This window comes from Paenibacillus sp. FSL H7-0326, assembly GCF_001955535.1.
Lineage (GTDB): Bacteria > Bacillota > Bacilli > Paenibacillales > Paenibacillaceae > Paenibacillus > Paenibacillus shunpengii.
In genome coordinates this window covers 211,574-237,908 of record NZ_MPVN01000003.1, presented here as the reverse complement: position 1 = coordinate 237,908, position 26,335 = coordinate 211,574, and the positions used below count along the sequence as shown (strand labels likewise).

24 protein-coding genes are annotated in these 26,335 nt (G+C 44.1%); 8 read left to right on the top strand and 16 right to left on the bottom strand.

The window, feature by feature from the left end; translation table 11 throughout:
* Positions 1–93: 93 nt before the first annotated feature.
* Together BK126_RS17035 and BK126_RS17030 are read right to left on the bottom strand one after the other, a co-directional pair.
* A complete protein-coding gene (locus BK126_RS17035) occupies positions 94–1,608 on the bottom strand; it encodes an extracellular solute-binding protein (RefSeq protein ID WP_076313754.1) in 1,515 nt (504 codons plus the stop codon).
* Positions 1,609–1,643: 35 nt separating this feature from the next.
* Positions 1,644–2,549, bottom strand: coding sequence for an ABC transporter permease (locus tag BK126_RS17030; RefSeq protein ID WP_081872274.1), 906 nt, complete (start codon positions 2,547–2,549; stop codon positions 1,644–1,646).
* A 374-nt stretch (positions 2,550–2,923) separates the two neighbouring features.
* On the opposite strand from BK126_RS17030, the gene BK126_RS17025 reads away from it, so the two are divergent.
* Entirely contained in the window at positions 2,924–3,820 is an 897-nt protein-coding gene (locus BK126_RS17025) for a carbohydrate ABC transporter permease (RefSeq protein ID WP_076313753.1), read from the top strand.
* A gap of 107 nt (positions 3,821–3,927) precedes the next feature.
* On the opposite strand, the gene BK126_RS17020 is transcribed toward BK126_RS17025, so the two are convergent.
* Complete coding sequence (locus BK126_RS17020; protein WP_076313752.1) at positions 3,928–6,171, bottom strand: AraC family transcriptional regulator; 2,244 nt, start codon at positions 6,169–6,171, stop codon at positions 3,928–3,930.
* A 213-nt stretch (positions 6,172–6,384) separates the two neighbouring features.
* On the opposite strand from BK126_RS17020, the gene BK126_RS17015 reads away from it, so the two are divergent.
* Together BK126_RS17015 and BK126_RS17010 are read left to right on the top strand one after the other, a co-directional pair.
* Positions 6,385–7,128, top strand: coding sequence for a cupin domain-containing protein (locus tag BK126_RS17015; protein WP_076313751.1), 744 nt, complete (start codon positions 6,385–6,387; stop codon positions 7,126–7,128).
* A 195-nt stretch (positions 7,129–7,323) separates the two neighbouring features.
* Complete coding sequence (locus tag BK126_RS17010) at positions 7,324–8,061, top strand: class I SAM-dependent methyltransferase (protein WP_076313750.1); 738 nt, start codon at positions 7,324–7,326, stop codon at positions 8,059–8,061.
* A gap of 61 nt (positions 8,062–8,122) precedes the next feature.
* Here BK126_RS17010 and BK126_RS17005 read toward each other — a convergent pair whose 3' ends face one another.
* The 8 genes from BK126_RS17005 to BK126_RS16970 form a co-directional block, all read right to left on the bottom strand.
* Positions 8,123–8,632 carry a PTS sugar transporter subunit IIA gene (locus BK126_RS17005; protein ID WP_076313749.1) on the bottom strand — a complete coding sequence of 170 codons (510 nt, stop codon included), beginning with the start codon at positions 8,630–8,632 and terminating at the stop codon, positions 8,123–8,125.
* A gap of 203 nt (positions 8,633–8,835) precedes the next feature.
* A complete protein-coding gene (locus tag BK126_RS17000; RefSeq protein ID WP_076313748.1) occupies positions 8,836–9,900 on the bottom strand; it encodes a stalk domain-containing protein in 1,065 nt (354 codons plus the stop codon).
* Positions 9,901–10,208: 308 nt separating this feature from the next.
* Positions 10,209–10,439, bottom strand: coding sequence for a helix-turn-helix domain-containing protein (locus tag BK126_RS16995; protein ID WP_076313747.1), 231 nt, complete (start codon positions 10,437–10,439; stop codon positions 10,209–10,211).
* Between the two features lie 11 nt (positions 10,440–10,450).
* Positions 10,451–10,927 (bottom strand): DUF2975 domain-containing protein, encoded by a 477-nt coding sequence (locus BK126_RS16990; protein ID WP_076313746.1) that lies wholly within the window; start codon positions 10,925–10,927, stop codon positions 10,451–10,453.
* 300 nt (positions 10,928–11,227) lie between these two features.
* Entirely contained in the window at positions 11,228–11,770 is a 543-nt protein-coding gene (locus tag BK126_RS16985) for a hypothetical protein (protein WP_076313745.1), read from the bottom strand.
* 78 nt (positions 11,771–11,848) lie between these two features.
* A complete protein-coding gene (locus tag BK126_RS16980; protein WP_076313744.1) occupies positions 11,849–12,445 on the bottom strand; it encodes a hypothetical protein in 597 nt (198 codons plus the stop codon).
* Positions 12,445–13,278: a hypothetical protein gene (locus BK126_RS16975; RefSeq protein WP_076313743.1), complete on the bottom strand. Its 834-nt coding sequence runs from the start codon at positions 13,276–13,278 to the stop codon at positions 12,445–12,447. The genes BK126_RS16980 and BK126_RS16975 overlap by 1 nt, the downstream gene beginning before the upstream one ends.
* A gap of 204 nt (positions 13,279–13,482) precedes the next feature.
* The gene (locus BK126_RS16970) at positions 13,483–15,006 is read right to left on the bottom strand and encodes an MDR family MFS transporter (RefSeq protein WP_076313742.1); all 1,524 of its coding nucleotides are present in this window, start codon (positions 15,004–15,006) and stop codon (positions 13,483–13,485) included.
* A 270-nt stretch (positions 15,007–15,276) separates the two neighbouring features.
* Here BK126_RS16970 and BK126_RS16965 point away from each other — a divergent pair, with 270 nt between their 5' ends.
* Both BK126_RS16965 and nrdG read left to right on the top strand, forming a co-directional pair.
* Positions 15,277–17,244 (top strand): anaerobic ribonucleoside triphosphate reductase, encoded by a 1,968-nt coding sequence (locus BK126_RS16965; RefSeq protein WP_445321888.1) that lies wholly within the window; start codon positions 15,277–15,279, stop codon positions 17,242–17,244.
* On the top strand, positions 17,241–17,753 hold the full coding sequence (gene nrdG, locus BK126_RS16960; RefSeq protein ID WP_076313741.1) for an anaerobic ribonucleoside-triphosphate reductase activating protein: 513 nt from the start codon (positions 17,241–17,243) through the stop codon (positions 17,751–17,753). Before BK126_RS16965 ends, nrdG begins: the two co-directional genes overlap by 4 nt.
* On the opposite strand, the gene BK126_RS16955 is transcribed toward nrdG, so the two are convergent.
* Positions 17,750–18,385, bottom strand: coding sequence for a DUF1796 family putative cysteine peptidase (locus tag BK126_RS16955; RefSeq protein WP_076313740.1), 636 nt, complete (start codon positions 18,383–18,385; stop codon positions 17,750–17,752). The genes nrdG and BK126_RS16955 overlap by 4 nt on opposite strands.
* A 181-nt stretch (positions 18,386–18,566) precedes the next feature.
* Positions 18,567–19,325: an SDR family oxidoreductase gene (locus tag BK126_RS16950; RefSeq protein WP_076313739.1), complete on the bottom strand. Its 759-nt coding sequence runs from the start codon at positions 19,323–19,325 to the stop codon at positions 18,567–18,569.
* A gap of 203 nt (positions 19,326–19,528) precedes the next feature.
* Between BK126_RS16950 and BK126_RS16945 the strand changes: the two genes are divergently transcribed.
* Both BK126_RS16945 and BK126_RS29465 read left to right on the top strand, forming a co-directional pair.
* The gene (locus BK126_RS16945) at positions 19,529–20,107 is read left to right on the top strand and encodes a TetR/AcrR family transcriptional regulator (protein ID WP_076313738.1); all 579 of its coding nucleotides are present in this window, start codon (positions 19,529–19,531) and stop codon (positions 20,105–20,107) included.
* Between the two features lie 145 nt (positions 20,108–20,252).
* The gene (locus tag BK126_RS29465; RefSeq protein WP_177178693.1) at positions 20,253–20,423 is read left to right on the top strand and encodes a hypothetical protein; all 171 of its coding nucleotides are present in this window, start codon (positions 20,253–20,255) and stop codon (positions 20,421–20,423) included.
* 135 nt (positions 20,424–20,558) lie between these two features.
* On the opposite strand, the gene BK126_RS16940 is transcribed toward BK126_RS29465, so the two are convergent.
* Entirely contained in the window at positions 20,559–23,264 is a 2,706-nt protein-coding gene (locus BK126_RS16940) for an alpha-L-rhamnosidase (protein WP_076313737.1), read from the bottom strand.
* A gap of 165 nt (positions 23,265–23,429) precedes the next feature.
* On the opposite strand from BK126_RS16940, the gene BK126_RS16935 reads away from it, so the two are divergent.
* Entirely contained in the window at positions 23,430–24,287 is an 858-nt protein-coding gene (locus tag BK126_RS16935; RefSeq protein ID WP_076313736.1) for a helix-turn-helix transcriptional regulator, read from the top strand.
* Positions 24,288–24,417: 130 nt separating this feature from the next.
* On the opposite strand, the gene BK126_RS16930 is transcribed toward BK126_RS16935, so the two are convergent.
* Both BK126_RS16930 and BK126_RS16925 read right to left on the bottom strand, forming a co-directional pair.
* On the bottom strand, positions 24,418–25,167 hold the full coding sequence (locus tag BK126_RS16930) for a glycerophosphodiester phosphodiesterase (RefSeq protein WP_076313735.1): 750 nt from the start codon (positions 25,165–25,167) through the stop codon (positions 24,418–24,420).
* Between the two features lie 142 nt (positions 25,168–25,309).
* Positions 25,310–26,155, bottom strand: coding sequence for an amidohydrolase family protein (locus BK126_RS16925; RefSeq protein WP_076313734.1), 846 nt, complete (start codon positions 26,153–26,155; stop codon positions 25,310–25,312).
* Between the last annotated feature and the right edge of the window lie 180 nt (positions 26,156–26,335).

Sequence of the window (26,335 nt, the reverse complement as noted above, 5' to 3'; positions counted from 1 at the left end):
GCTGAAGAACGAAGCGGCAATACATTTTAACGACTATGAAACTAGTTGAAATACATCCGCAGTGATCAAGAAGAATATGTCATAAGGATCGGGTTATTGACCATGCACAGCCTGGTAAGCAGCTTCGTATTCTGAGATAATCTGATCACCACCTGCTTTTCTCCAGCTGCTTACGGCTTCATTAAATTGATCGAGGTTGATTTTGCCCAGAATATATTTGTAGGTTGCATCAACGATCGTTTTTTGCAGCTCAGATCCTTGAGATGAGAAGGTAGCGGATTCGAGCGAATACAGAGGGTTCAGCACGGCAAACGTTGAATTCTCCTCGATCAGACGGTCAGATTCCTTCTTCAGTGGATCGTTGTCATGAATCTCGTAACCGGTCTCGTTAGGTCTGGAGGAAGCGAATGGCTGAACCTCTTGCTGCCACAATTCTGTGTTCGTAATCGTTACTGCTTTTTCCTCATTCACCGTGTAATGTGTTCCTTCAATACCGTAGGTCATCAGTGTGTAGACTTCCTCGGACATGAGATCGTCCATGAATTGCAGGAGGCGTTTGAGCTCAGCTTCGTCCTTGACTTCCGATTTAGGGAATGCCAGCAATCCGCCAACCCCATTGGAGATCGACCAGATTGCGCGATCCGCTTCATTGCCCGTTGATGTAATGTCGTTGACAAGTGTAAGCTCCATATCGTCCTGAACACCCTTAGCCATGTTAAGCAGGTTCTTGCTGTCGAATAGAGCACCTACATAAATACCGGCTTTACCTTGAGCAAAATTCTGCTGCTGATCTGTCTTCGCTGTAACAGCAAAGTCCTGGTTAATGTATCCGTTCTCATATAGCTCTTTCATATAATCCATCGTTTTAACATAGCCTTCTGTCTCAAACTCAGGCGTTACCTTGCCATCCTCTCCTACACTCCATACACTTGGTGTGCCGAAATAGGAGCTCAAGGTCTTGAATGCGCCATAGATCAGGTCACTGCGGTCCATGAAGCCTGTCGTATCCTTCGCACCGTTCCCATCAGGATCCTGCTCTGTGAAGGCTTTGGCAACCTCCATTAATTCGTCTGTCGTCTTCGGCACTTCAAGTCCCAATTTGTCCAGCCAATCCTTCCGAATGACGACACCATTTCTCGCCACTTGCTTCTGCATCGGAATTCCGTAGAGCTTGCCCTCAATGGACGCGGAATTCCGCATGTCTTCTGAAATCGTCGCTAGGTTCGGAAATTCATCCAGGTAAGGACCAACCTCCCAGAACACACCCGCTTTTAGTGCGTTACGGACAGAGGAGTTCTCCATCAATGTGATCGTTACAATGTCAGCCAGAGAATCCGAAGCAAGTGACGTATTCAGACGCTCTTCCTTCGAAGCATCCGGAATCCATGAGAATTCAATGTTTGCATTGGTTGCCTCTTCAATCTTGTTCAGTACCGTTTCTGTTGGCGGCGATGCCGTATGAAGAATATTCAGCCAGGTAATATTGGCTTTGCCATCCGCATCAACGGACGGCTCAGAAGATCCTGACGTATCTCCTCCACAAGCACTAAGCACAAGTCCACCTGCAATAGTAAGCGCTAACAATTTAGATAATTGTTTTTGTTTCATGTACATATCCCCTTTTTATATATGATAAAAAAAGATTAATACACACCGTCTTCTCCAAACTTCTTCGCCAGCTTATTGGCAATCATGACGAGGATAAGTCCTACCAGCCCTTTAAACAAGCCTACTGTGGTACTGAAGCTGAGCTGTCCATTCTTCAGACCGGCAGTATATACATAAGTATCAAAGATTTCCCCAACCTCCCGATTGAGTGAGTTCAGGAGCAGGAACATATGCTCAAATCCTAGTTCAAGCGTGTTGCCGATCTTAAGTATGAGCAGTGTAATGATCACGGGTCTAATGGCCGGCAAGGTAACATGCCAAATCTTACGAAGCCTGCTCGCACCATCCATTTCAGCGGCTTCATAGAGCTGGGTATCTACTACTGTAATCGCTGCCAGATAGATAATGGTAGACCAGCCGACTTCTTTCCAGATGATTTGACCGATGTACATTGGACGCAGCCACTCCGGCGAAGTCAAGAAGCTAATCTTCTGACCGCCTAATGCAGCAATGATCTCATTTACAACACCGCCGTCCACATTCAGAAATACATATGTAATGGAGACGATGATAACCCATGACATGAAATGCGGAATGTAAATGATCGTTTGAATCGAGCTCTTGAACAGCTTGTGTCTGACTTCGTTAAGCATGAGTGCAAGTATGATAGGTAATGGAAAGAAGACGACAAGCTCAAGTGCAAATAAGATTAAGGTGTTGCTGAGGAGCATGGCGAATGTCGGTTCAGTAAACAACCTAATGAAATGCTTGAAGCCGACCCAAGGACTCCCTTGAATACCAAGATAGGGCTGATAATCCTGAAAGGAAATAATGAGTCCGCCCATTGGCAAGTACTTAAATACAACAAAGAATAGAAATCCGGGTAAAATCATTAAATAGAGCAGCTTGTATTTCTTTAAAAAATGAAAGGGTTGAAACATCTCTTTTTTCTTACGTGTGCCCACCTGATATGAAACGGCCGGGGTATCTGCTTCCTTCAATCGCTGTCGACCTCCTTGAAAAATACTTCTTCAACATGCAATGATGCTGAGTCGGTTGTTCGAAGCCAAGCATACCCTCATATGGTCCGTTACGTATATAATCATCAGCTATATTCACTGCTGGAATGCGGGTTTAGCAGGGATTAATGTAGCTCATGATCATTATTTAATATCAGGATTATCAGTGTAAGAAGCCGCTTTTTAACGTGAAATGAAAGCCGTAGGACATGATTATATACGGAATTTGGTCTCCTTGATAAGGTGTATATATCTCAATAATACTTACATCCGAAATAGAAGGAGGTCCTCATCCTATGGCTGCAACTGCCAAGAAACCCGCCTATAAAAAAGAGTCCCTGGGAAGCCGCATATTTAATGTTGTCAATTACACGCTGCTAGCACTGATCGCCCTGGCTTGTCTGCTTCCCTTCATTAATGTACTCGCAAGCTCGTTTGCATCTACGCAGGAGCTGGTTGAGAAGAAGTTCGTGTTATTCCCTACAACGTTCTCCCTGGATGCATACAAGTACATCTTCTCGACCTCGACGATCTTCCAAGGTCTTGCGGTATCGATTGGTACGACAATCGTGGGAACGGCTGTAAGTATGCTCCTGACTGCGCTGATGGCTTATGGCTTGTCCCGCAGGTATTTATATGGAAGAAGCTTCATTAACTTCATTGTCGTATTCTCCATGCTGTTCAGCGGTGGTATGATTCCTACTTTTCTGGTTGTCAAAGCCACCGGCTTGATTGATTCGTACTGGTCGTTGATCCTGCCCGTTGCAATCAATGCATTTAACCTGATTATTATGAGAAACTTCTTCCAAGCACTGCCGGATAGTCTCGAAGAATCTGCCAAGATCGACGGAGCGAATGATTTCCGAATACTAGGAAGCATTATGCTGCCGCTCGCCCTTCCGTCGATTGCTACACTGTCCTTGTTCTATGGGGTAACCTACTGGAATACCTACACGAATGCCATTCTGTACCTGACGGATTCAGACAAATGGCCTTTGCAGGTCCTTCTGAGACAAATCGTTATTGTCTCCAGCGGCATGGAAGGCGACAGCTCTGCGGTTGATATTATCCCGCCTGCACAGACCATCAAGATGGCCGTCATCGTTGTGGCTACACTTCCTATGCTGATTGCTTATCCATTCGTGCAGAAGCATTTTACCAAAGGCGCACTGCTCGGTGCAGTAAAAGGATAGTTGAATATAAAACAAAGAAGTTCGGTCTGCGCGCATTTCATTTTGCTCGCTTGCTCCGAACTTCTTTTGTTTGACATGACAAAGTCCCTGATCTTCAAGCCTGATTGTCATGCTTGAAGCTTCATTTTTCGATAAGCTCCAGGTGTCACATGCTCTTTCTTGCGGAAGGATCTAATAAAATTCTGAGGATTCTGATACTGTAATCGCTCGGCAATATCTTTAATGGTCATATCCGTATCCACCAGCCATTTTCTTGCGATATCTAATCGATAGTTCATCAGAAATTCCGTAAACGTCATGCCATACTCCTTTTTGAAGATGCTGCTTAGATAGTTGGGACTATAATGAAGTCTTTCACTGATGGATTCCAACGACAATTCCTGATCGTATTCAGCTCGGATGATGGATGCAATGCGGTCTGCGATTGACCTGAATTGGTGATTGGTCTTCTCCTTCATGCATTTAACCATGGGCAGTATCACTTCATCGACCAGAATACGTTCAATCTCCTCCGGGTTGCGAATATTCAATAAGCGGTGGTATAAATTAGCGTTATCCGGAGTTAAGAGCACTTCAGCACCAATGTGCTGTTCCAATTGAATCAAATTATTAACGAAGCGCATCAGTGTCACTTCCAGATTCATCGGGTTCTTGCTGTGCTTCATCATGTCAGCGAGCAATGGATACAGCGCACGAAGAACGGCACTCTCATCACCCAGCCGAATCGCATCAAACAGCTGTGTCTCAAGCTCTGCTGGATAATGAAGAACCATTGGTCCTGAGATGACCGTGGAGATATCATCAAAGAAGATGATCGACTCTTTTCCTAAATTAAGTCTCTGATGAAGAGCCTCTATGCTCATCTCGCAAGCTTCACGGCTCTTAAGTAAATCGGTATAGCTCTGACTTACACCGATACTAACAGGCAGTCTTAGATATTCTCGTGAGGATCGGATAATCTGTTTGGCATAGGCAATGATCTTCTTACGGATCTCCTGCTCACTGTCTCCTTCGAACATAAGGATCGTAGCTTGCGTACGCTCATTCATAACAACAGGGAGCAGTCTTCCTCCCTGAGGAACGATGTCCTGTACTAGATTGTTTACCGCGAGCAGCAAAACATCCTTATCGGACAATTGTTTATCATGATAGCGGTCCATTTGTACAAGCATGGTGACATAGACCTTGTCCTCTTGGACTCGATATCCGAAGCGGGACATACTACGCCAAGCCTCATCAGACGTTAATCGGTTATGCAGCAAATTCAGAACAAACTGTGTTTCGAGCTTCGGCTTCTCCGCCTCCATCAAATGCTCCAGACTTTCCTTCTCTGACACGATCGAGTCAATAGATCTGATGATCCAGTCTACCTCATCCTTCATCATCGGTTCTGAGCTGTGCGCTAAGCTGCGCTGGATCTTGCGAATCGGCTTAGACAGGTATACGGACAAGAAATAAGCGATGATAAAAATTAATATCATGATGATTAACCCCATGACTACGATACCGATGCGAGTGGCAGACATCGCTTCACTAACCGCCTTATCATCCAGCAGCGTCACAAACGTCCAGTTATTATACGAGGATTTGGCATAAATGACATTCACTTCTGCCTGCGTATCGCCCGGGATCGTCAGCTTCCCTGTCTGCGGCCGACTGGAGGCTGCATCCATGATTTGTTTGATCTGGACATCACTCAGCTGCGGGTGTTCCGTATCCGCCGAATACAGAAGCTCACCCTGTTTGTTCAAAATATAAACGGGTGTATCCGGCTGTGACTGCAGTGTGTTATTAAGCGTCTTTAACGATATAGAAGACAGTGCAATGGCTTGCTTATTGTTCGAGAATACGGGCAGGGTATGTACAAATTGAATTCCGTCCTCGGTCTTTACCCAGAATAGATCCTCGCTCTTTTCGCTTATATATTTATTGTACAATTCACTTTTCTCTTCATCTGTCAGCCGGGATAAGGAGCCATTGGTAATGCTCCAGTCTTGCTTGAGACTAATGAGAGAATATTGAACTCCATCCAGCCCAAGTGAAGCAATGTAGTTCAGCTGGGAGTTTACCTCCTGATAGGTCTGGAATTCCTGCTCTGTAAGCGGGTTATTGATTACATCAGTGAAGGATTTGGTTGTACTGTAGGTGTTGAAGGCATATTCAATCGTCTGAATCTTCTGCTCCAGTGTGTTACGAATCTGGGAGATCAGACTCTGCTGACTGTCACTAATCCGATCAACGACAGAGTTAGTAGTTGACACATAAATATAACTTCCAAAGGATATAACGAGTCCCAAGCTCAGGATGAGAACAGGAATGAATATATTATAGAAGGTCTTGCTCTTTCTCATTATTTCCGCTCCCTTAACCCCATGATATGAATTTGGATATTCTTTTTACATTAATTTCAATTATAGCGCTTTCATATCAATTTCGACAAACCTTTTTCCTAAAACGATTAAAAATTATCGCACCCAGGAGCAAATCAAATGATCTAGGCATATGCTGAAAAAAAGTTGCTCACGTACAGAATGTGGTGTACAGAATGGGAGGAACAGCAGCTCATGAAGACCAATCCAGTCTTACAATCTCCATCCCTCAATCTTAGCGGGGATTCCAATGCGGTCACTACTTATAAGAGAGATGCGCATAATTACATTACACAAATGTTTGCAGAGCAAATGCCTGCAATTGAAACTGGTTTTTTCAATGCACATATGAGCAAGAACATTATCGTTCAGCCTCACTGGCACACGAACGTCAATGAGCTGGTGTATGTCATTAGCGGAGAAGTCGTGACCTCCGTGTTTGATCCTTTTACACAAAAGCTGATGTCCTATCGGCTGAGGCCCGGTCAGGTCTCCATGTTTCCTAAAGGTTGGTTCCACTGGATTGTGTCCATGAAGGATAACACACATTTTCTTACGATCTTTGATGAACCGACACCTGACATTGTGTACGGCTCTGACTTCCTTCGGTTCACACCGAAAGAAATTATGAATCTTGCTTACTGTGTAGATGAACAAAAATATGCGGAAGCGGCCCTACCTATTCAAGAATCTGTTATTCTTGGTCCACCGCCTGGCTGTAAACAAGCAAAGAGCAGCACGCAAGGAAAGAACAGCACTCATCGGACTGTGAATCACACCCAAGGAACAGCTGGACAGGGAAATAATATCCCTCCTCAAGGTGTTTTTCACCAATCAAGCTATGGTCCTCAAGGATATGCAGACGATGATTACGAATGGGTTAAGGCCAGTCCGTATCATTATTATTATCCTCACAGCTCTTCACACTATCAGCCGTAGTGATTCAAAACCTCCACAACGGACAATAAACCGCACTTTCATAACCCGTCATACGGGGTGAAGCTGTGGTTTTTCATATTGGATAGACTGCTTCTCAAGGTAATAAATGATTATAATTAGTCTATAGTCTAGAATCTTTGACCTTAAGTCCGTAGAGTATGAATAGGGAGATGACTAGAGAAGGAGCCTTCTGTTATGAAGCAAAATAAGTATGATGAATCGACCTTTTTCAACGAATACAGCCGTATGCCCCGCTCGACCGGCGGATTGGAGGCAGCTGGGGAATGGCCCGAGCTGAGACGAATGATCCCAGACCTTAAGGACAAATCCGTCCTTGATCTAGGCTGTGGTTATGGCTGGCACTGTCGCTATGCTGAGGAACAAGGTGCTACATATGTACTTGGAATTGATATATCAGCGAAAATGCTGGAACGTGCCAGAGCTCTGACTGATCATCAGCATATAGAATATAGAAGAGCGGCAATTGAAGATCTGAGTGTGAGCGATGAATCATTCGAGGTCGTAATCAGCTCGCTGGCAATCCACTATATTGAAGACTTTAAACAACTATGTCATAAAGTACATCAAATACTGACGCCTGATGGTCATTTTGTTTTCTCTGTGGAGCATCCGATGTTTACAGCACTAGCAGCCCAAGATTTCTATTATGATACCGAGGGCACTAAATTACACTGGCCTGTTGACAACTACCACCTTGAGGGTATCCGTGAAGCTGATTTTCTAGGTCATACGGTGATGAAATACCATCGTACAGTTTCCACCTATGTAAATGAACTCTTGTCTGCAGGCTTTCAGTTGACTCGATTATCCGAGCTGAAGCCAACACCTGAGATGTTAAGGTCGAGCCCAGCATACGAAGAAGAGCTGAGAAGACCTATGTTTATGCTCATTTCTGCGGTTAAGAAACAGTGATCCTGCATGAAAAAGGGACCTCATCTCTTATGTGATGTAAGAAATGAGGTCCTTGTTCAACCTAATTTAGATGAACTTTAATCACACTGCCGGACTGCGCACTTACGCTGCCAGCGGATTCGTTCGGCTCCACACTTTTCACTGCATCAATGCCAGCCGGGATCAATACAGGCGTAACCACCGGGTATCCTGCTGCTTGAATGGCTGCGATGTCAAATTCGATCAGAAGCTGACCTGCTTTTACTTCATCCCCTGTGCTGACATGAGCCTTGAAGCCTTCACCTTTCATAGAAACGGTGTTAACACCGATGTGAATAAGTACTTGTACTCCTGTTGCATGCTCAAGAATAACAGCGTGCTTGCTCTTCTCAATCAAATGAGCGACTTTGCCATCAAAAGGAGCTACAACCTTGCCTTCTGTCGGCTCGATCGCTACTCCCTCACCCATTGCCTTCGAAGCGAACGCTTCATCAGGAACATTCGCAAGTGGAACCACGGTTCCTGTCAGCGGGGCTGAAATCTCAAGTACATCCATTTTTTCAGCAGATTTACCTTTTAACCATTTAAACATCGAATCTCCTCCAATAACCAAACATTCATTTGTATTTATTTATATTTAGATAAAAATCTCTCCGTCATTCATCATAACACAATTCCGAAAAACGTTCGAAAACAAATCCTGTCTTTATCATGAATTTTTCACACACCAATTGTAATCATTCCCATATTAAAAAGTTGATACCAGAAATGCTATATACACATGATGTGATGGCTTTATTTCTGATAAGGCGTATAACTCACTTTGTCTGCTAGGAAACGACCGCCCTCATATTTGTAATCAATGATCACATCTCCCGAGAAAGTAACGGTGCTTGCCGAAGCCCCGAGACGTGCACTAAGCTGTCCATTATCGATAAAATAATAGACAATGGCTCCGAAGCCAAGCTCAGAATAGAAATAATCCGGAGGATTCCCTGTATATTCCTCAAGTACGTGCTTGATTTCCTCTTGTTCTTTTATCTTCAGAGACACAGTAACTTTCCCATCCTGCGTTGTAATAGAGGAATCAATCTGTTCTTTGATAATATCCTCGAAGGATTCAATCGGAATTTCCTTGTGATTGTGCAGATTTACAATGTGGACATCCTTCTCCATGAGTCCTGTTCCATATCCGAGTGTATTAATGACTGCAAGCTCTTCTCGTCCGTCATTCGTAAGGTCCTCCACATAAATATCAGGCTTATAGCTCCAGTTCCACATGCCTTCCCAACTCGTAAAAGGATGAGACTCTCCATTAATGATAAGGTTCATTCCCTTTACATAATCATACTTATTCACCTGTGCCGCTTGTAATTGAATTTCTCCATGCTGAGGAGCGGTCATGGTGTAATATCGGTTTGTGGTGAGATATAAAATTTGGTCCATTTTATCAAATCGCATAGATGAATCTGAGATTTCACTGAGAAATGACGCAGGCACCATTACGCGATGATTGATTAATTGAACCTTTTCTTTTAAATTGTACAACTTACCAGCATATGAAACCTTCGCTGCACCCGGATTAAGAACAAAGGATTGTCCGTTCATCTGCACAGTAACTGTCTTGCTCGCATTATTCCACTGGATCTGTGCTTTCGACAGCTTGTGAAGCATCGTGATTGGAACCATTACCGTACCCCGCTCAAGATAAGAAGAAGCTGTCAGTCTTACTTGTTCGTCATCAATATTCACTTGTATCGTTTTATTTTCTGCTGCTGATGCCTCGTGGTGGGGAAATCCGTGGACAGTAGATAATAGCGTCGTAATCACACCCGCTAGAGCGATCCGTTTCCAGTTCATCAGTCCGCCTTCTTTCATTTCTTTAAGAGTTTGAAGATACAACCTAATTAAACCATTTTAAGAAAGGATATTCTGTTGGTCAATAAATCAACCTAGAAATAACATTGAATCAAGTTAGGAATAAGCTTAGGCACCATAACACTATAAGGTCACACATATTAGATATTATGTAAACTGACACAGCTTCTTATCCCTAACAAAAATCAGCCGACCTGGTCAACACTTACCCTTCCGTAAGTCTTCTTACTTACTTCACAGGGTTGGTTAAAGGATCGGCTGAAATGATGTACTAATAGATGTCATTTTAATCAGAGCTCTACTTCTGCTGAATCATCATCCATTCGATATTCCAAAATATCTCCTGGCTGGCAGTCTAATGCTTTACATATCGCCTCCAGCGTTGTTAACCGAATGGCTTTGGCTTTTCCATTCTTCAGTATAGAAAGATTCGCCATCGTGATCCCGATTCGCTCGGAGAGCTCAGTAACACTCATTTTTCTCTTCGCCAGCATGACATCAATATTTATAATTATGGCCATATTATTCCACCTCAGATGATTAGGTCATTTTCTGATTTAATATCAATCGCTTCCTGCATCAGCTTCTGGAGAACAGCGGCGAATACGGCTACCACCAGAGGAGCAAAGATCAATACCATGCCTATAATAATTAGGCCAGGTGCGTCGTCTTTCTCAGCCAATAGAAAAATGAACGGAAGGATGATAACATACAGGATACTTATCGAGAATGCACAGGTTTTAATCGTTTTTAAAGCTTTAACTGAGATTACAGAGAACGCCTTATTCTTGTCAATGTAGCTTAGAAGCCGAAACGCCTGAAAGAGCCCTATAAAGAAAGGGATCACAGACACATACAGCATGATTACAATCGGATACAGCATATACGCAAATTCTGGATTCGCTGGGTTACTCAGTAACCAAGGCAGACCAACAATACAGAGCACAAGCACCGGGATTCCGATAAGAAAAACAGCTGCTTTTAGAAATAATGTTGAACCTTGTTTCATACAAACACCTCACCAAAATAAATTTCTTATTGAATTTAGCATATTATTTATCGTTTCACAATAAATTTTTACTTTAATTTATTATATAATTATTGTTAAAGGATTATTCTGGATTTGAATTTCTCTCTTTATCTATATTTCTGATATAGGTACATCTACAAGATCGCGTAAATTGGTATGGACTAGAGAAAATATTTATAATCTTAGTATGAATTTTTCAGGTGTTGAGTGAACCAAATAGTTGCCCATAACAATAAAAAAAACCGCTCCTTTATTCAAGGAAACGGTTAGGGATCAATATTATTTGTTCTCATCTCGTCCTGTGATGATCTCCCAACGATTCTCGTACTTCATTAGGTTAGGATGAAGCTCTCTCGGCTTATCATTTATAATTAATCGGATCCTCTTTATCCATTCATCAAAGAAGGAGTAAGAAGCGAACAAGTTCGCATATAAAGGCGAGATATATACGAAATGAGGTGCTGGATAGTACTCTGTCAAATGCCGTAAAGCAGCTTCCATCGGTGTATATTTCTTCCGCTTGCCCTCCCATCCCTCAACCATAATGAGCCTTTCATTTGACTGGTCACGCTTCCAGTCATGCAGCCGGTCCTCTCTCTTATAGAAGGGCTGTGTACTGTGCTTCAGCATGCGCTTAATGGTAGCATCGTGAAGGGGATAGAGAACCAGCTTCTTAAATTTTTTCGCTTCTGTTAATTCTAATGCGTTTGCGAGCTCCTTGTCCTCCACCCCGTCAAAATCATCATAATAGATCAAAGTTCCTTTGATCTCGTCCTCCTGGGGTTCATATCCATAGGGAACGGAATAGACTTCCCTTGCCATACGCTTCCCCTCCTTCCTACAGTTATATCGTTATTTTAAACCAATCTCTAGAAGCTCAGTCATGAATCAACGAGCAGTCTATATGCTGACAGATTCGCTCCACTTCTCCATGGTTTTGGCCATCCGGAACAGCAGAGCTATGAACAGAAGATAGAATACAATCTGAATGATAGTAAATATGAATATAACCGTTAATATCGTGTCGTCCATATTAAATGCCAAGGGATACATGATCATAAGAAGGGCATGTAGACCAAGTAATCCATTTTTTCTGAGACTGATCACTTCCTGAATCTTCACATTATGAAACACACCGGATTCTCCGATTACTGTGAGTCCTCTAAATATAAAGACAAGCAGGAACAGCGTAAGCAGACTAAGTAATTCCGCAAATATATGAACATACAGAGGAATAGAAGCAAAGCTGTTATAATCGACTGGCGGAACAAATATACCGGCTATGGACATGAATAATAAAATAAGGCTGAATCCTTTAGCTCGGCTAAAATCTTTGAAACGCTCACCGAGCCGGCTTAAGCCGAAGTATATCAAGATAAAACCTACAAAATCAGGCAGGATATCAATAGGACCCAAGTTTAAATCAATGAGTACAAATAGAAATCCCCATCCCATTTTGCGAAGGGGTGCCACCGTGCTTCGTATGGATGGAGACATTAGTTCACCTCCTGTACAATGGACCGGATCTGTTCTTCGGAATAACTTAGATTATTGATCATAAAGCTGAAATCTACAATTTCTTTATCTTCGGGTGTATTAAAATGCATTAACGCCAACGCTTCGTAGATCATGAACTCACTAGGATCCTCAGGGAGCTTCCACTGATATCTTAAGGTGATGCGATCGTCAGGGACCACTTCCTTCGGATAAGTAACCTGATCTGCCGGCTTACCGTACAGTGTATAATCAATGAGTGAAGAGAGCTCTTCCGTATGGGTCATCTCTACCTTCGTCAGCCAAGCCTTCGTGACCACGCTCAGGTAATCATGACCGCTTCCATCTGAGGATGCACCGCTTGAACCCATATCCGTAACATATCCTTTCTCAGGATAAGGCCGAACAACGATCTCTCCAATCGGAACTGTCTCTGTAGAACCATCATCATAATACACCTCAATCTCCCGAATGACGATGTCCTTGTCCTGTTCTGTATCTATCTTCGTATTCTCTTCCGGTCTGAGATCAATATAAAACCGTTTAAGATTCTGGTAATCATATTCTATTTGGGTTGTTGGACTTCCGATTGCGGTATGAGGGAGCTCTTTAATATGAATTTGGCTTACTTTCTTACCCTGATCCTTATTCTCCAAATAATAAACCTTGATCTCCGTAAGTTGATTAATGGCAGTCATATACTGCTTAGGAAATAATGGTTTATCAAGCTGCATGCTGTTGTAATAAGCCAGATTCCATACCCAGCTAAGCAGGAGCAGCAAGAAAAAGAAAGTCCATTTCCATACCGATTTCTTGTGTGATGTAAATTTAAGCAATCCTTACTTCCTTTCCATTTCAGTTTGTGTTTTTCTGCAAGACTATATATTACCATAATTATTAACTTTACAGACCCAAACTGCAGAAAAAACCGCGCATTTAATGATGCGCGGCTGCTCCTTTTTTCTAAACTCCACCTATTTTGCAACTAAATAACTGGTTCCTTCTGTTTTGTTGCTCTGTTGTTCTGTCGCTCTGCTGCACTATTCTACGGCCGGATTCGCGGCCAGTTCCTTCACTTCTTCCTTATGTTCAGGCGTTCCGTGGGAACCTCCGCCTGTATTAACTCTGTTCACGAACAAAGCAATTACAAACCCGGCACAGGCAAGAATGAGCCCGATCATAAATGCATCCTGCACTCCAGCTGTCATAGCGGCAGCCTGCTCTGCCTGACCTGGGTTTGCAATGCCTGCAAGTGCTTTATTCTGACCGGATTGCATGATGGATATGAACACAGCCGCTCCAAGCGCACCAGATGTCTGCTGCAATGTGCTCAGCACTGCGGTTCCGTGAGGATATAGCTCAGCAGGCAGAGCATTGAGTCCGTTCGTTTGGGAAGGCATCATAATCATCGCTATCGAAATCATCAGCACCGTTTGCAGTCCCATCACGATCCATGGTGATTCGAGCAGCTCGGTTTGCATAAACCCGATAATCGTCAAGATGAGCATGCTGATCCCTGGAATTAACAACACCCTTGGTCCATACTTGTCGAATAGGCGGCCCATCACGGGAGACATCAGTCCGTTAAGAAGACCTCCTGGCAGCATGACAAGTCCTGTTGTTAGCGTACTGTAGAGAAGAACCTGCTGCAGATATATAGGTAATACCAGCATCATGGCGAACATCGTCATCGTCACAATGATGGATAACACAACCGCAATAGTGAACATGGAATGACGAAATACCCGCATATCCATGACTGGTGTCTTCAATCTTATCTGACGCAATACGAAGAGAATCAAGGAGATTGCACCTGCACCAAGCACATAGTAAACGTAACTGCTGACTGCCCCCTCACCGCCGCCTTCTCCAAGGCTTCCGAAGCCAAATACCAATCCACCAAAGCCAATGGTTGACAGTATAATCGAGATGATATCCAGTTTCGGTCTGGAAGTCCGTGTAACGTTCTTCAGTCTCCAATATCCGAAGAGGATGGTCATCAATACAATCGGAGCAACCAAGAAAAACAGCCATCTCCAAGATAAAAATTGAAGTATAAAACCAGATAAGGTAGGTCCGATTGCAGGTGCAAACATAAGTACAAGCCCCACCAGTCCCATTGCAGCGCCTCTTCGTTCAATCGGTATGACAGCCAGAATAATGTTGGTCATTAAGGGAATAAGCACTGCCGTACCAATGGCCTGCACAACGCGTCCTGATATCAATATTGCGAAGTTTGCGCTGAAGCCGGCGATTAATGTACCTGTTAAGAAAAGAATCATAGCGGATAAATACAGCTGTCTCGTCGTAAAGCGTTGAACCAGGTAAGCAGACACCGGAATCAATACGCCGATCACGAGCATGTAGCTAGTTGACAACCACTGCGCCAAATGCGGCTCAATGCTGAGATCTCCCATAATTTGAACCAGCGCAACGTTCAGCAGTGTCTCATTAAGTATGGCGACAAATGCCCCTGACAGCAGGACGGCAAGTAATTGGCCGACCTTCGGTATCTTTTTATCCTCTCCGCTCGCTGATATTCCTGCCTGCATATTTGCTTCCACTCCCATCCTCCTCCATCTTTGTTTTATTCGTTCAAGAAAATACGCAATCCAAACATAGCATGGTTCCCCAGCTTTGTATCGGTGGTTTATGTCTTAAATCATTTTCTACCATCCTGCTTTAAGGCAAGTATATGTCATAAACAGCAGCAAGCCACTATGATATTTTTCATACCCTTTCCTATATATAGTGATTATGATAATTATAAACACCTACATATTGTATGTATGTCTACCTCATTTCATATATTCAAATTTCAAAGGAGGAGCAAAATGGCACAAATTGAAGCTGCAATGACGGTGAAAAAGGAATCAGATGACCTCACCGATATCATAAAACGGATTATAGACTCAAAAGAACAGGATGTGCTTCGCGAGAATGCGAACTTGAACGGGGACTCTTTCAGCGGGAAGATGAGCAAGATTGGTTCTGAAGCATCCAAGGAATACGCATTAAAGCATATTCTCCCCCCTTATGTCGCACGAGCAGTTGAACAAGGATATATTTATGTTCACGATCTGGACCAATATGCACTGGGCACCACAAATTGTATATTTATTCCTTTTGACCGCCTGCTAGAACGAGGATTTAATACGGGGAATGGCTCTGTAAGAACACCAAGATCGATTATGTCAGCCATGGCACTGGTCGCCATTATTTTTCAATCTCAGCAAAACAGCCAGTTCGGCGGTGTATCCGCCAGCAAGATCGACTGGGACCTGGCACCATATGTCAATCGCTCATTCATCAAGCATTACCGCAAAGGCCAGCAATTGTTTGAAGAAACAGGAGAGATTGAAGATGTGGATATTCACTTTGCGAGCGAGAAGGCCCGGACTCTATCGCCCAAATCCTTCACGTTTGCTCATGATGAAACCATCACAGAAACAAGACAAGCTGCCGAATCGCTGATCCATAATTTGAATACCATGAGCAGTCGCGCTGGTGGTCAGATCCCTTTCACATCATTGAATTACGGAATGTGCACCTCACCGGAGGGGAGACTCGTATCCCACTCTCTTCTCGATGCAGCGATCTCAGGCTTGGGTCATGGGGAAACACCTGTGTTTCCGCAGCATATTTTTCAGTGCAAGCAAGGTGTAAATCAGCGGGAAGGCGATCCAAACTATGACTTGTTTTTAAAGGCCGTAGACTGCACCAGCCGCAGGCTGTACCCGAATTTTATAAATATCGATGCTTCTTTCAACCTCCCTTACTATCGGGAAGGAGAACCAGATACGATCATGGCCACGATGGGCTGCAGAACGAGAACGATTGCAGATCGCTTCGGCAGAAACAGACTGTCTGGCAAGGGCAATCTCTCCTTTAATACGGTCAATTTGGTCAAACTTGGCATCGAGCAAGGTATTATTCTGCATCAACGACAAGCTGCCAATCTGAACGGTTTTTATAAAAATCTGCATTACTCCATGGAGACTGCGCTCTCGGGTTTGCTCCATCGATACTCACTTCAATCTATACAGCCTGCTAAAGCTTCAGACTTCATGATGAGAGAAGGCGTCTGGGAAGGTGGAGATCAGCTTCATCCTGACGAGCCGGTTTGCAATCTCCTGAAGCATGGAACACTTTCCATCGGATTCATTGGGCTGGCTGAATGCCTCAAGGCCCTTCTCGGACAGCATCATGGAGAGAGTGAGCTCGCCTATAACGAAGGACTGAAAATTATAGAAACGATGCGGGCATTCTGTGATCGCAAAAGCGAAGAGTATAACCTTAATATTACGCTCTTCGCCACTCCGGCAGAGGGATTATCCGGTAAATTCACACAGATGGATAGAGAACAATATGGACAGATACCTGAAGTCACGGATCGGGAGTATTATACGAATTCCTTTCACGTGCCCGTCTATTACTCCATTAGCAGTGCCCGAAAGATAGAGCTTGAGGCTCCATTTCACGAATTGTGCAATGCTGGTGCGATCTCCTATGTAGAGCTGGATGGAAATGTTCGCCATAATCAAATCGCTTTACGCAAAATCATTCAATATGCGCTCACACAGAATATGGGCTATTTCTCTGTTAATCACCCTATTGACCGTTGTCCTGATTGCGGGTATGAAGGGGTCATCGGAACGACGTGTCCCTCTTGTGGTGTGACTGAAGAGCAAGTGCATTTCAGCCGGCTGCGGAGGGTTACAGGATATTTGACCGGTGATTATACACTCCGATTTAACGAAGCGAAGCAAGCCGAAGTACGAGACCGGGTGAAGCATCAATGAATATATGCGGGTATATCCCTGAATCCGTTAATGAAGGGGCAGGACTGCGAGCCGTCGTGTTTATCAGTGGGTGCCGGCATGCCTGCCCAGGCTGTTTTAATAAGGACTCATGGAATTTTGATGCAGGTACTCCATTTACAGATGCAGAACAGAAACGCATCATTCAAGATGTTAAACATAATCCCCTTGTAGATGGTTTGACTCTATGCGGAGGAGATCCATTCTTCTCGGCAGAGGAATGTATTCAATTTGTCGAGCATTTTAAAGCGAAATGTCCTGACAAAACGATTTGGGCTTATTCTGGCTTTACCTTTGAAGCACTGCTTGCCAACAAGAAACGTAAACAGCTCCTGCTTCTGTGTGACATTCTTATCGATGGGAGGTTTATAGAGGAGCAGAAGGACGTAAGTCTACTCTATCGGGGAAGCCGTAATCAGAGAATTATTGATGTACGTAACAGCTTGAGGAGCAACAGCATTGTGCTGTATAACGAGGGAGTAAGTTGTTAATATTGCGTCGCATATATATCCTGAAGGATGTACCGCCAGATGCTATGGTTGTCTTCAAACATATTATCGACTTGAGGGATCAGCAGGGTGCAAACGTTGGGGAGCTCCCAATCCATTTCTACCACATTTTGAACAGAAGCATGGTTAACTACCAAGAGCCTGAATTCACCTGCTGTCATCTTTTGCAAAACATCAATCAGCTCCGCCGTTTCATGCCGTGTAGCCTCTGTACGCAAAAACAAAGTTTTCTTGTTCAGGATCATTCTATTCAAAAATCGCGCGGATCTACGCTCTATCTTATCTTGTAATATGGAATAGCTGGTTAAATGATGTGGAGTGTTCGATACCAGTGGAAAATCATGATGTGAGTATATGTCATATGCAGCATCTCTCACAATATAGCACTCTGCCAGTGGATTAACACCGATTACAGTCATATTCTCAGGCTGCATCATATATTTGAAGCGATTACGAAGCAGCTCCGTTACACCTGACAGCTGAGGTGTAATCATCCAGTCGATGACGCCTGCCATTGTACGAATTCGGCTGTGATTCAACTGACTTGCAGCCAGACAATTGTGACCAAGACTATATGCTACGTCATAGTGCCCTTTAATATCTGCCCACTTCACTAGGGTAGGATCCTCCTTTTTAATTCATGTCTCCTTATAGTAGATTAAGTTAATGCCATGGCTGCTTGTATTCCAATCTATTTTTATTAAATTGATGTATTTGATATAAGACCTTTCCCCATAAGTAAAAAGCCCGCTGACAAACAGCGGGCCTAATTAATTCTACTAGTATTCAACGATCTTAGTATGCCATCCACCCAGCATCTGCACTAATAACCGTTCCGTTCACGAAGCTGGCTTCGTCGGATGCAAGGAACAACGCAACCTGTGCAATCTCAGCGGGTTTACCAATACGTGGATTGATAGCCAGTCCTGCTTGGGAGCGGCCCATGCCATATTGACTAACGCCAGTCATGGAAGCGCTGATGTTCGTTTCTACTCCGCCTGGAGCAATGGCCACACATCTGATTCCTTCTTTGGCGTACATGAAGCCTGTATTTTTGGTGAAGCCGACAACAGCATGCTTAGATGCTGTATAAGATGCACCTGCACGAGCACCTTGAAGTCCTCCAGCTGATGCAATGTTGATAATAACACCGCTTTGCTTCTCCATGAAGATCGGAAGCACTTTACGTGTTGCACGCATTACGCTCGTAGTATTGATAGCGAAGATACGCTCCCATTTCTCATCTTCAATCTCACCAGCGGGTTCAAAGTTGTCCATAATTCCGGCATTGTTCACCAGAACATCAACCGTACCGTATTTCTCAACTGTTGTATCAATCAGCGTATTAATATCTTCGAGAGAAGCGACGTTGGTCTTAATTGCAAATGCCTCTCCGCCCGCAGCTTTAATCGTTTCAACAGTTGCATTTGCACCTTCTAGATTCAAATCGGACACGACAACCTTCGCTCCTTCTTGAGCATACAGAATCGCCGTTTCTTTACCCATACCGGAAGCTGCACCTGTAATAATAGCCACTTTGTTTTGAAGTCTCATATTGTATAACCTCCTATATTATCGTATACGTTTACATTAATAAAATAACGAACAATTGTTCATTAAGTGTTCACTTTTATATTATAATGAATGAGCAAACAATTATTCAATCAGCAAAAAAACAGCGTTTTGTATACTAACATACAATTAAACTGCTGAATGTCTATTAACACAATCTATACCTCAAAAGGAGGACTTCGAGAATGACGGATATACATGATTCCATAGATCGTAGAATCGTTAAATCCAAGCAGGCATTAAAGGATGCACTCATTCAACTGATGAAAGAAAAAGAGTTCAAAGAGATTTCGATCACTGACTTGGTTCGTATCGCTAATCTTAACCGCGGCACCTTCTACAAGCATTATCAATATAAAGAAGATATCTTAGAGGAAATATTAGATGATGTAATTTCCGATCTGATTGAATCCTATCGTGATCCTTATATGCATGTCGAAGTGCTGGATATCAGCAAATTGACCTCTGCTGCTGTTAAGGTGTTTGATCATGTATATAAATTCGCCGATTTCTATATTCTGATCGTTAAATCAGACAAGTTATCCGGTTTCCAAAATCGCATATGCAATGTACTGAAGGATCTATCTCTGGAGAGCATAGCTGAGCACGGACCACATACGAAGATCAATCCTGACATCCAAGCCAGCTACATTGCTTATGCTATCTTCGGGATTATTATTGAATGGATTAATGGTGGCCTTACCTTCAGCCCAGAGTATATGTCTGAACAGCTGCTTGAGATTGTAAGTCAGAATAAGGCATAACTACGATGATTATGCAAATTCCATTCGGGGCAACTTGTCCATCTGACTGCTCCGAATGTTTCATCGATCCGAAACCGAGGTAATGACGTACATATTTACGCTGAACAGCGTGCATACTAAGTCGAGAATGGAAAGGGTGATTCTGATGACTCACGATAAAACCGATCGCGGAGCTGGCGTGGAACCGATTCCTGAATCAGACGAGAACCATAAGCCTTTTGACCTGCTTGATCAATCCGGTTCTATAACCAAAGCCAACTTGACCGAAGATATACTGGAGGCGCCGGATGAGGAACAGAAAACAAAAAAGCGATAAGCAGGAAGCGCGGGGTATATGGCTCTCATCCGCATATCGACGCAGCTATTCCGCGCTTCATCATTCTCATAAGACGTATAAGCCTACTGACGAATAGTAGGCTTATACGTTCTTTTTCTTTTCGTATATTTGTAATTATGAATATTTATAGCTGAACACATACTCTCCTGAGCCTGCTCTAAGCACTACTGCTTCAGCTGTGCGGCTTATATCAATGATTCCTTCCACATCCTTTACGGGATGACCACTTTCCAATAGCTGATCGAGATTCGCTCCCTCCAGAATAATCTTAGCTTCTGTATTTACAGGGATCTGAATTTGTACCGTTCTAAGTCCCTTATCTTCTAGCCATGAGGATTCAATCCTTCCGTAAGGAGAATCCAGCTTAGCTGAAGCATGCTTAAGCTGTCCCGCTGCAAATCTTGGATGTATGCGAATCTTTTTATAAGCGATATCCGAATCCTCCATATCAAGACCTGCAAGATATCGATACATCCAGTCCCCGATTGCACCGTAGGCATAATGATTATAGGAGTTCATATCATCACTCCAAAAAGATCCATCAGACTTGATGCCATCCCAATGCTCCCATATCGTTGTAGCCCCTTGTGTAATCGAATACAGCCATGATGGATAACTGTCCTGCAGCAGTAATTTGACTGCTGTCTCATGATAGCCATTTTCAGACAAGACAATGCACAAATAAGGAGTACCTACAAATCCTGTCGTTAAATGATAGCCGTTCTGCACGACCATTCGATTAAGCTCACTTGCTGTTCTTCCTCTCGCGTCTCCTTCTACAAGACCGAACATCAGAGCAAGCACATGTGCAGTCTGCATAGGAGCAGCCAGACGACCTGCTGGAGTGACAAATTCATTCAGATAAGCTCTCCGTACCTGATACAGCAAATCACTGTATTTTTTCACATCTTCGGATCTGCCCAGAACAACAGCTGCATTTCTTACAAGATCAACAGAATATGCATAGAAGGATGTAGCAATCAGATCGAGTGGTGTTGCCCCCACATAGCTGTTCTCCTTCGCATCAAGGGCAAGCCAGTCACCGAAATGGTGACCTGTGTTCCATAAATATTCATATTCACCTTCGCCTCGAATATAGTTCACCCAAGCTTTCATGCTGTCATACTGCTCGGATAACAGTCTGATGTCTCCGTAGCATTGATACTGTGTCCAGGGACATATGACCGCCGCATCCCCCCAAGCTGCCGATGTATCTTTATTCCATTTCAAGATGTTCGGAATCGTAAAGGGTACACTCCCGTCTTCTCTCTGATCAGCCGCCAGATCTCGCAGCCATTTGGCGAAGAAGGGAGCCACCTGATAATTAAATGCTGCTGTACGTATAAATACCTGAGCATCGCCCGTCCATCCAAGACGTTCATCCCGCTGCGGACAATCGGTTGGAATATCTACAAAGTTGCCGCGTTGTCCCCAAACGATATTTTGCTGAAGCCGATTCACCCGTTCGTCAGAGCAGTCGAATTGCCCGGTCTGAACCATATCAGAATGCATGACTTCCCCCGTGAAGCCCTTTATGATAACCGAATCATCAAGCTTCTCGAGTCCTGCAATACGAATATATCTGAATCCCATGAAGGTAAAGGTCGGTGCATAGTTGTCTTCACCATTCCCCCGTGCGGTATATTCGACTAACTGCTTCGCACTTCGCAGATTCCCGGTATAAAAATTCCCTTCCCGATCCAGTACTTCCGCATGATATAGCGTAATCTTCGTTCCTTCATCCAGATTCATCTTTATTCGGACTCGCCCAACCATGTTCTGTCCCATATCGAGCACCGTTTCACCACGGGGGGTATGCAGTACCGATATAGGATGAATCGTTTCCGTTACCTTCACTGGCCAGTTCTCTTGTGCAGTCAGCGGATGATAAGGCATATCCGATCGAGAAACACCCTCCCATCCGCTGTCATCATATTCATACTCACTCCATCCTGCCTGTTCAAGTCTCGCATCATAAATTTCACCATCATATATACTAGTGTAGCGAATAGGCCCTTCGGATGCCTTCCATGTCGTATCCGTGACTACAACCTCTTCAGTGCCATCTGCATATTGCACATGCAGCTCCAGCAGCACTGCACGGTGTTCTCCATAAGCGCTGCGAAATCCCTTCTCCCAGGAGATACGCCCTGAATACCAGCCGTCTGCTGCTTGAATACCAATACCATTGCCGCCTGCATGCAGATAACGGGTTACATCGTACGTTTGGTATTGATGCCGGTGATGATAACTGGTCCATCCTGGGGCAAGCAGCTCCTCCCCGACGCGTTCTCCATTCAAATGCAAGTCGTACAAGCCTGCTGCCGTAGCATACACTCGGGCAGATACGATATTCTGCTTCAGCTGGAACGTTGTTCGGAGCAGCGAAACAGGTGGAGAATCGGGCCATTCCTGAGCCTGCTGGACAACGGGCAGCTGCTTCGGCATAATCCATTCTGCCTGCCATTCATTAGAACTAAGGAATGCGGTCTCCCACCATCCTGTACTGCTCCATTCTGAACAATTGCCCTGCTGATCCCACACCTTAACTCGGTAATAGTAGCGTGTTCTGGACTGTAGAGCGGGACCGCCATATTCAATATGAATGGATTGATCGGATTCAATTCTTCCGGTATCCCATAGATATAAGCTGAAGTCAGGCAGATCTGAGACAACAAGATGATACGCCTGCTGCTTGATTCCTCTTTCCTTCGAATTCAATTTCCATCCAAATCGGGGGACGAACTGATTGCTCCCGAGTAATTCCTCACGATATTCACAGGTGACTTGGCTCACTGAAAGTGCTGCTTGTGGATTCATCAACCTCTCCTGCCTTCCTTTGTCGAATGTCGAATATCTTCCCTTGTGTTTTCCTCTCTTTCATTCTACGATGATTGATAGCGCTTTATATGGTGTAATCAGACAAATCATGCTGGCTAATCGGACATTATTTAGGAAGAGACGATACATAAGGAGACAGGTGATATGATTAGTGCCAAACGGAGAATAGATATGATACGAGGCGAATCCTTATTTTCACAGGGTTTACCGTTATATCTCAATCGCAGTGTGGAATCATATGAGCTATCCGAGCATCAGCATGACTTCTTTGAGATCAGCTATGTTGCTGAAGGCAGCGGTACACATATCCTGAGCGGTATTACCCTGCCGGTTAAGCAAGGGGATCTCTTTTTACTGCCTCAAGGCACGTCTCATGTCTTCAGACCTCACGGCATAACTAAGGGACAGCCGCTTATTGTCTACAATTGCGTACTGGCGCTGGCTGAGTTTAGACAGACCGTGGCTCCCATTCCTGGCAGTGATGTGCTGAATCCTCTGCTGACAATGCATGAATATCGCCAGTACAGTGATAAATATGGAGAACTACTAACTTTATTCCAGCAATTACACCGAGAATACCAAGTCCACAGGCTTGGAAGAGAACTAGCACTCTACAGCGGCATCTTACAACTGCTCCTGCTGATCAACCGGATGGAAACGGCAGATGATCTAAGAGAAGATGAGAATTCCATCCATCTGGAAGCTGTACTGAGTGAGCTGCATGAAGGATATGGCTATCGAATCACCGTACAGGAGATGGCGCGTAAAATGGGGCTCAGCGAGCGGCAGTTTCACCGGGTATTTAAACGCCATATGGGGATGAACATGACCGATTATCTGCAAAATGTAAGAATCCATGCGGCAGGACGCCTGCTTCGTACAACCTCGCAAAAAGTCAGTAACATCGCAGCCGCTGTAGGCTATCAGGATGTGTCCTATTTCAATGCCCTATTCAAGCAGAAGACAGGCTGCACTCCACTTGAGTACCGACGGATGATATGAATATCAACTTGAATCCGCAAAAAAAACAGTGCTTGTCTGGACGATAGGCATGTCTTCATCCAAGCACTGTTTTATCGTATTTATATAGGCAAAGCCATTCGCACAGGTCTGATGAATTCTCTATACTAGTCTACTTCAGACTCGCTTGAAGCTCACCCAATACTTGCTGTAATCTCTCCGGGTAATCTGTAATGATTCCACTTACTCGAAGCTCTACCATACGTTTCATATCCTCTGTTTCATTTACCGTCCAAGGATACACCTCAAGTCCTTTTTCCAGAGCCGCATTTAGCTGGTTATCTGTAAGCTGCTTATAGTAAGGATGAAGGGAATACGTACTCACGCCTACTGCATCTGGTAAATATTCAGGATGCTGAAAATCCTGATGGTACAGAAGTCCGAGCTTAATTGAAGAATCCAGAGCTTGTAGCTTCTGCAAAGCACCAAAGTGGAAGGAAGAAACGACGACCTGTTCTGTCCGGTCATATTCCCGCAGGAGGTTTACCAGCTTCTGCTCGATTCCCGCTTCCAGTCCGCCTTTAATTTCAACGTTAATCATCAAATCCTTGGGAGCTAATTCGAAAACTTCTCTGAGCGTGGGAATCTTCTGCCCTTGATACTGTGCATCATACCAGCTCCCGGCATCGTAGCTTCTCAGTTCATCTAAGGTCATATCCTGAACCGCTCCCGTACCATCTGTTGTACGGTCAATGGTGTAATCATGAATGACTATGATCTCCTCATCCTTGGAGAGATGAATGTCCAGTTCAAATGCATTACAGCCTTGCGTAAGAGCAAGCTCGAAAGAAGCCAGTGTATTTTCCGGTGCAACTCCTGCTGCTCCCCTGTGTGCGATAATGATAGGCATCGTCGTATTCATTGGTCACACTCCCTGATTGTCATTAGATTCATTGCTTATTTACAGGCCTGTACGGACAAGTCGTTCATGTTAAGTATATGGAGTTCAGGAGATGAGTTCTACCTTTTTGTGTTAAATGATGTTTGCAGCTTCTAACTCGGCTTTACATTTCATCGATGTTATAGAATCGTGCACAATTTCCGCCCAGAATACGGTCTTGAATCTCTGTTGGAAGCTGATTAATATATGTGATGACTACGTTCATCACTGCTCTGTAATCCCGGCTCACCGTGCAAACGGGCCAATCGGAGCCAATCATCAACCGATCCGGACCAAAGGCTTCAAAGACGGTATCCAGGTAAGGGACAAAATCCTCTTCCCTCCAATTTGCCCAGTCTGCTTCGGTTACCATTCCAGACAGCTTGCAATACACATTTGGTGATTTAGCGAGTTCCTGTATACCGCTTCTCCATGAGTCCAGTTGCCCCTCCATGATCCTAGGTTTTGCCAAATGATCCAAGACGAACTTCTGTTCTGGGAACATTTGCGTTAATATTGACGCATTCGGAAGATGCCGCTCAAATAGAAGCAGATCATAAGTTAATCCGTACCTGCCCAAGAGACTAAGTCCGTGAAGAAAATCATCCCGCAGCATAAAGCGATCATCAGGCTCATCCTGAATCACATGTCTGATTCCCTTCAGCTTGGGATGAGCACCGAATCTCTCCAATTGCGCCGACACCGCAGGCGAACATAGATCGACCCAGCCGACCACACCGTAAACGAAGTCGAATTCATCCGCAAGCGAGAGAAGCCACTCGGTTTCATGAAGTGATTGTCTAGCTTGAACGGCGATTGAACCGTTAAATGACATGGAATCGAGAAGAGGCTTTAAGTCCGCTGGCATAAACGGCCTTTTTAATGCCCCATGACGATCATCAATCCATGGATAATCAACAGTTGCATAATCAATAAAATGCTGATGGGCATCGATACGAAGTGTGCTCATTACATCCCTGCTTTCTATGAATCTATTCTTTCATTTCCTTCTCATCTTTTTCGATTTCTTCATCTAGAATTCCTGTACGCGAAATGCTTTAAGAGCGTTGGCAAGCGGCCTCGTCTATGAAAGCACAGCCTGTAAGCAGTGAAAGAACAAAATAAACGTAAGACAGACTCTAGTAACCAT

Coding starts and splice junctions, on each gene's coding strand:
- BK126_RS17030 (WP_081872274.1), bottom strand. CDS start 2,549: ATGTTTCAACCCTTTCATTTTTTAAAGAAATACAAGCTGCTCTATTTA.
- BK126_RS17005 (WP_076313749.1), bottom strand. CDS start 8,632: ATGTTTAAATGGTTAAAAGGTAAATCTGCTGAAAAAATGGATGTACTT.
- BK126_RS17025 (WP_076313753.1), top strand. CDS start 2,924: ATGGCTGCAACTGCCAAGAAACCCGCCTATAAAAAAGAGTCCCTGGGA.
- BK126_RS16965 (WP_445321888.1), top strand. CDS start 15,277: ATGGCACAAATTGAAGCTGCAATGACGGTGAAAAAGGAATCAGATGAC.
- BK126_RS16930 (WP_076313735.1), bottom strand. CDS start 25,167: ATGAATACGACGATGCCTATCATTATCGCACACAGGGGAGCAGCAGGA.
- BK126_RS16990 (WP_076313746.1), bottom strand. CDS start 10,927: ATGAAACAAGGTTCAACATTATTTCTAAAAGCAGCTGTTTTTCTTATC.
- BK126_RS16980 (WP_076313744.1), bottom strand. CDS start 12,445: ATGTCTCCATCCATACGAAGCACGGTGGCACCCCTTCGCAAAATGGGA.
- BK126_RS16995 (WP_076313747.1), bottom strand. CDS start 10,439: ATGGCCATAATTATAAATATTGATGTCATGCTGGCGAAGAGAAAAATG.
- BK126_RS17015 (WP_076313751.1), top strand. CDS start 6,385: ATGAAGACCAATCCAGTCTTACAATCTCCATCCCTCAATCTTAGCGGG.
- BK126_RS29465 (WP_177178693.1), top strand. CDS start 20,253: ATGACTCACGATAAAACCGATCGCGGAGCTGGCGTGGAACCGATTCCT.
- BK126_RS16945 (WP_076313738.1), top strand. CDS start 19,529: ATGACGGATATACATGATTCCATAGATCGTAGAATCGTTAAATCCAAG.
- BK126_RS16940 (WP_076313737.1), bottom strand. CDS start 23,264: ATGAATCCACAAGCAGCACTTTCAGTGAGCCAAGTCACCTGTGAATAT.
- BK126_RS17000 (WP_076313748.1), bottom strand. CDS start 9,900: ATGAACTGGAAACGGATCGCTCTAGCGGGTGTGATTACGACGCTATTA.
- BK126_RS17035 (WP_076313754.1), bottom strand. CDS start 1,608: ATGAAACAAAAACAATTATCTAAATTGTTAGCGCTTACTATTGCAGGT.
- BK126_RS16950 (WP_076313739.1), bottom strand. CDS start 19,325: ATGAGACTTCAAAACAAAGTGGCTATTATTACAGGTGCAGCTTCCGGT.
- BK126_RS16985 (WP_076313745.1), bottom strand. CDS start 11,770: ATGGCAAGGGAAGTCTATTCCGTTCCCTATGGATATGAACCCCAGGAG.
- BK126_RS16935 (WP_076313736.1), top strand. CDS start 23,430: ATGATTAGTGCCAAACGGAGAATAGATATGATACGAGGCGAATCCTTA.
- BK126_RS17010 (WP_076313750.1), top strand. CDS start 7,324: ATGAAGCAAAATAAGTATGATGAATCGACCTTTTTCAACGAATACAGC.
- BK126_RS17020 (WP_076313752.1), bottom strand. CDS start 6,171: ATGAGAAAGAGCAAGACCTTCTATAATATATTCATTCCTGTTCTCATC.
- nrdG (WP_076313741.1), top strand. CDS start 17,241: ATGAATATATGCGGGTATATCCCTGAATCCGTTAATGAAGGGGCAGGA.
- BK126_RS16925 (WP_076313734.1), bottom strand. CDS start 26,155: ATGAGCACACTTCGTATCGATGCCCATCAGCATTTTATTGATTATGCA.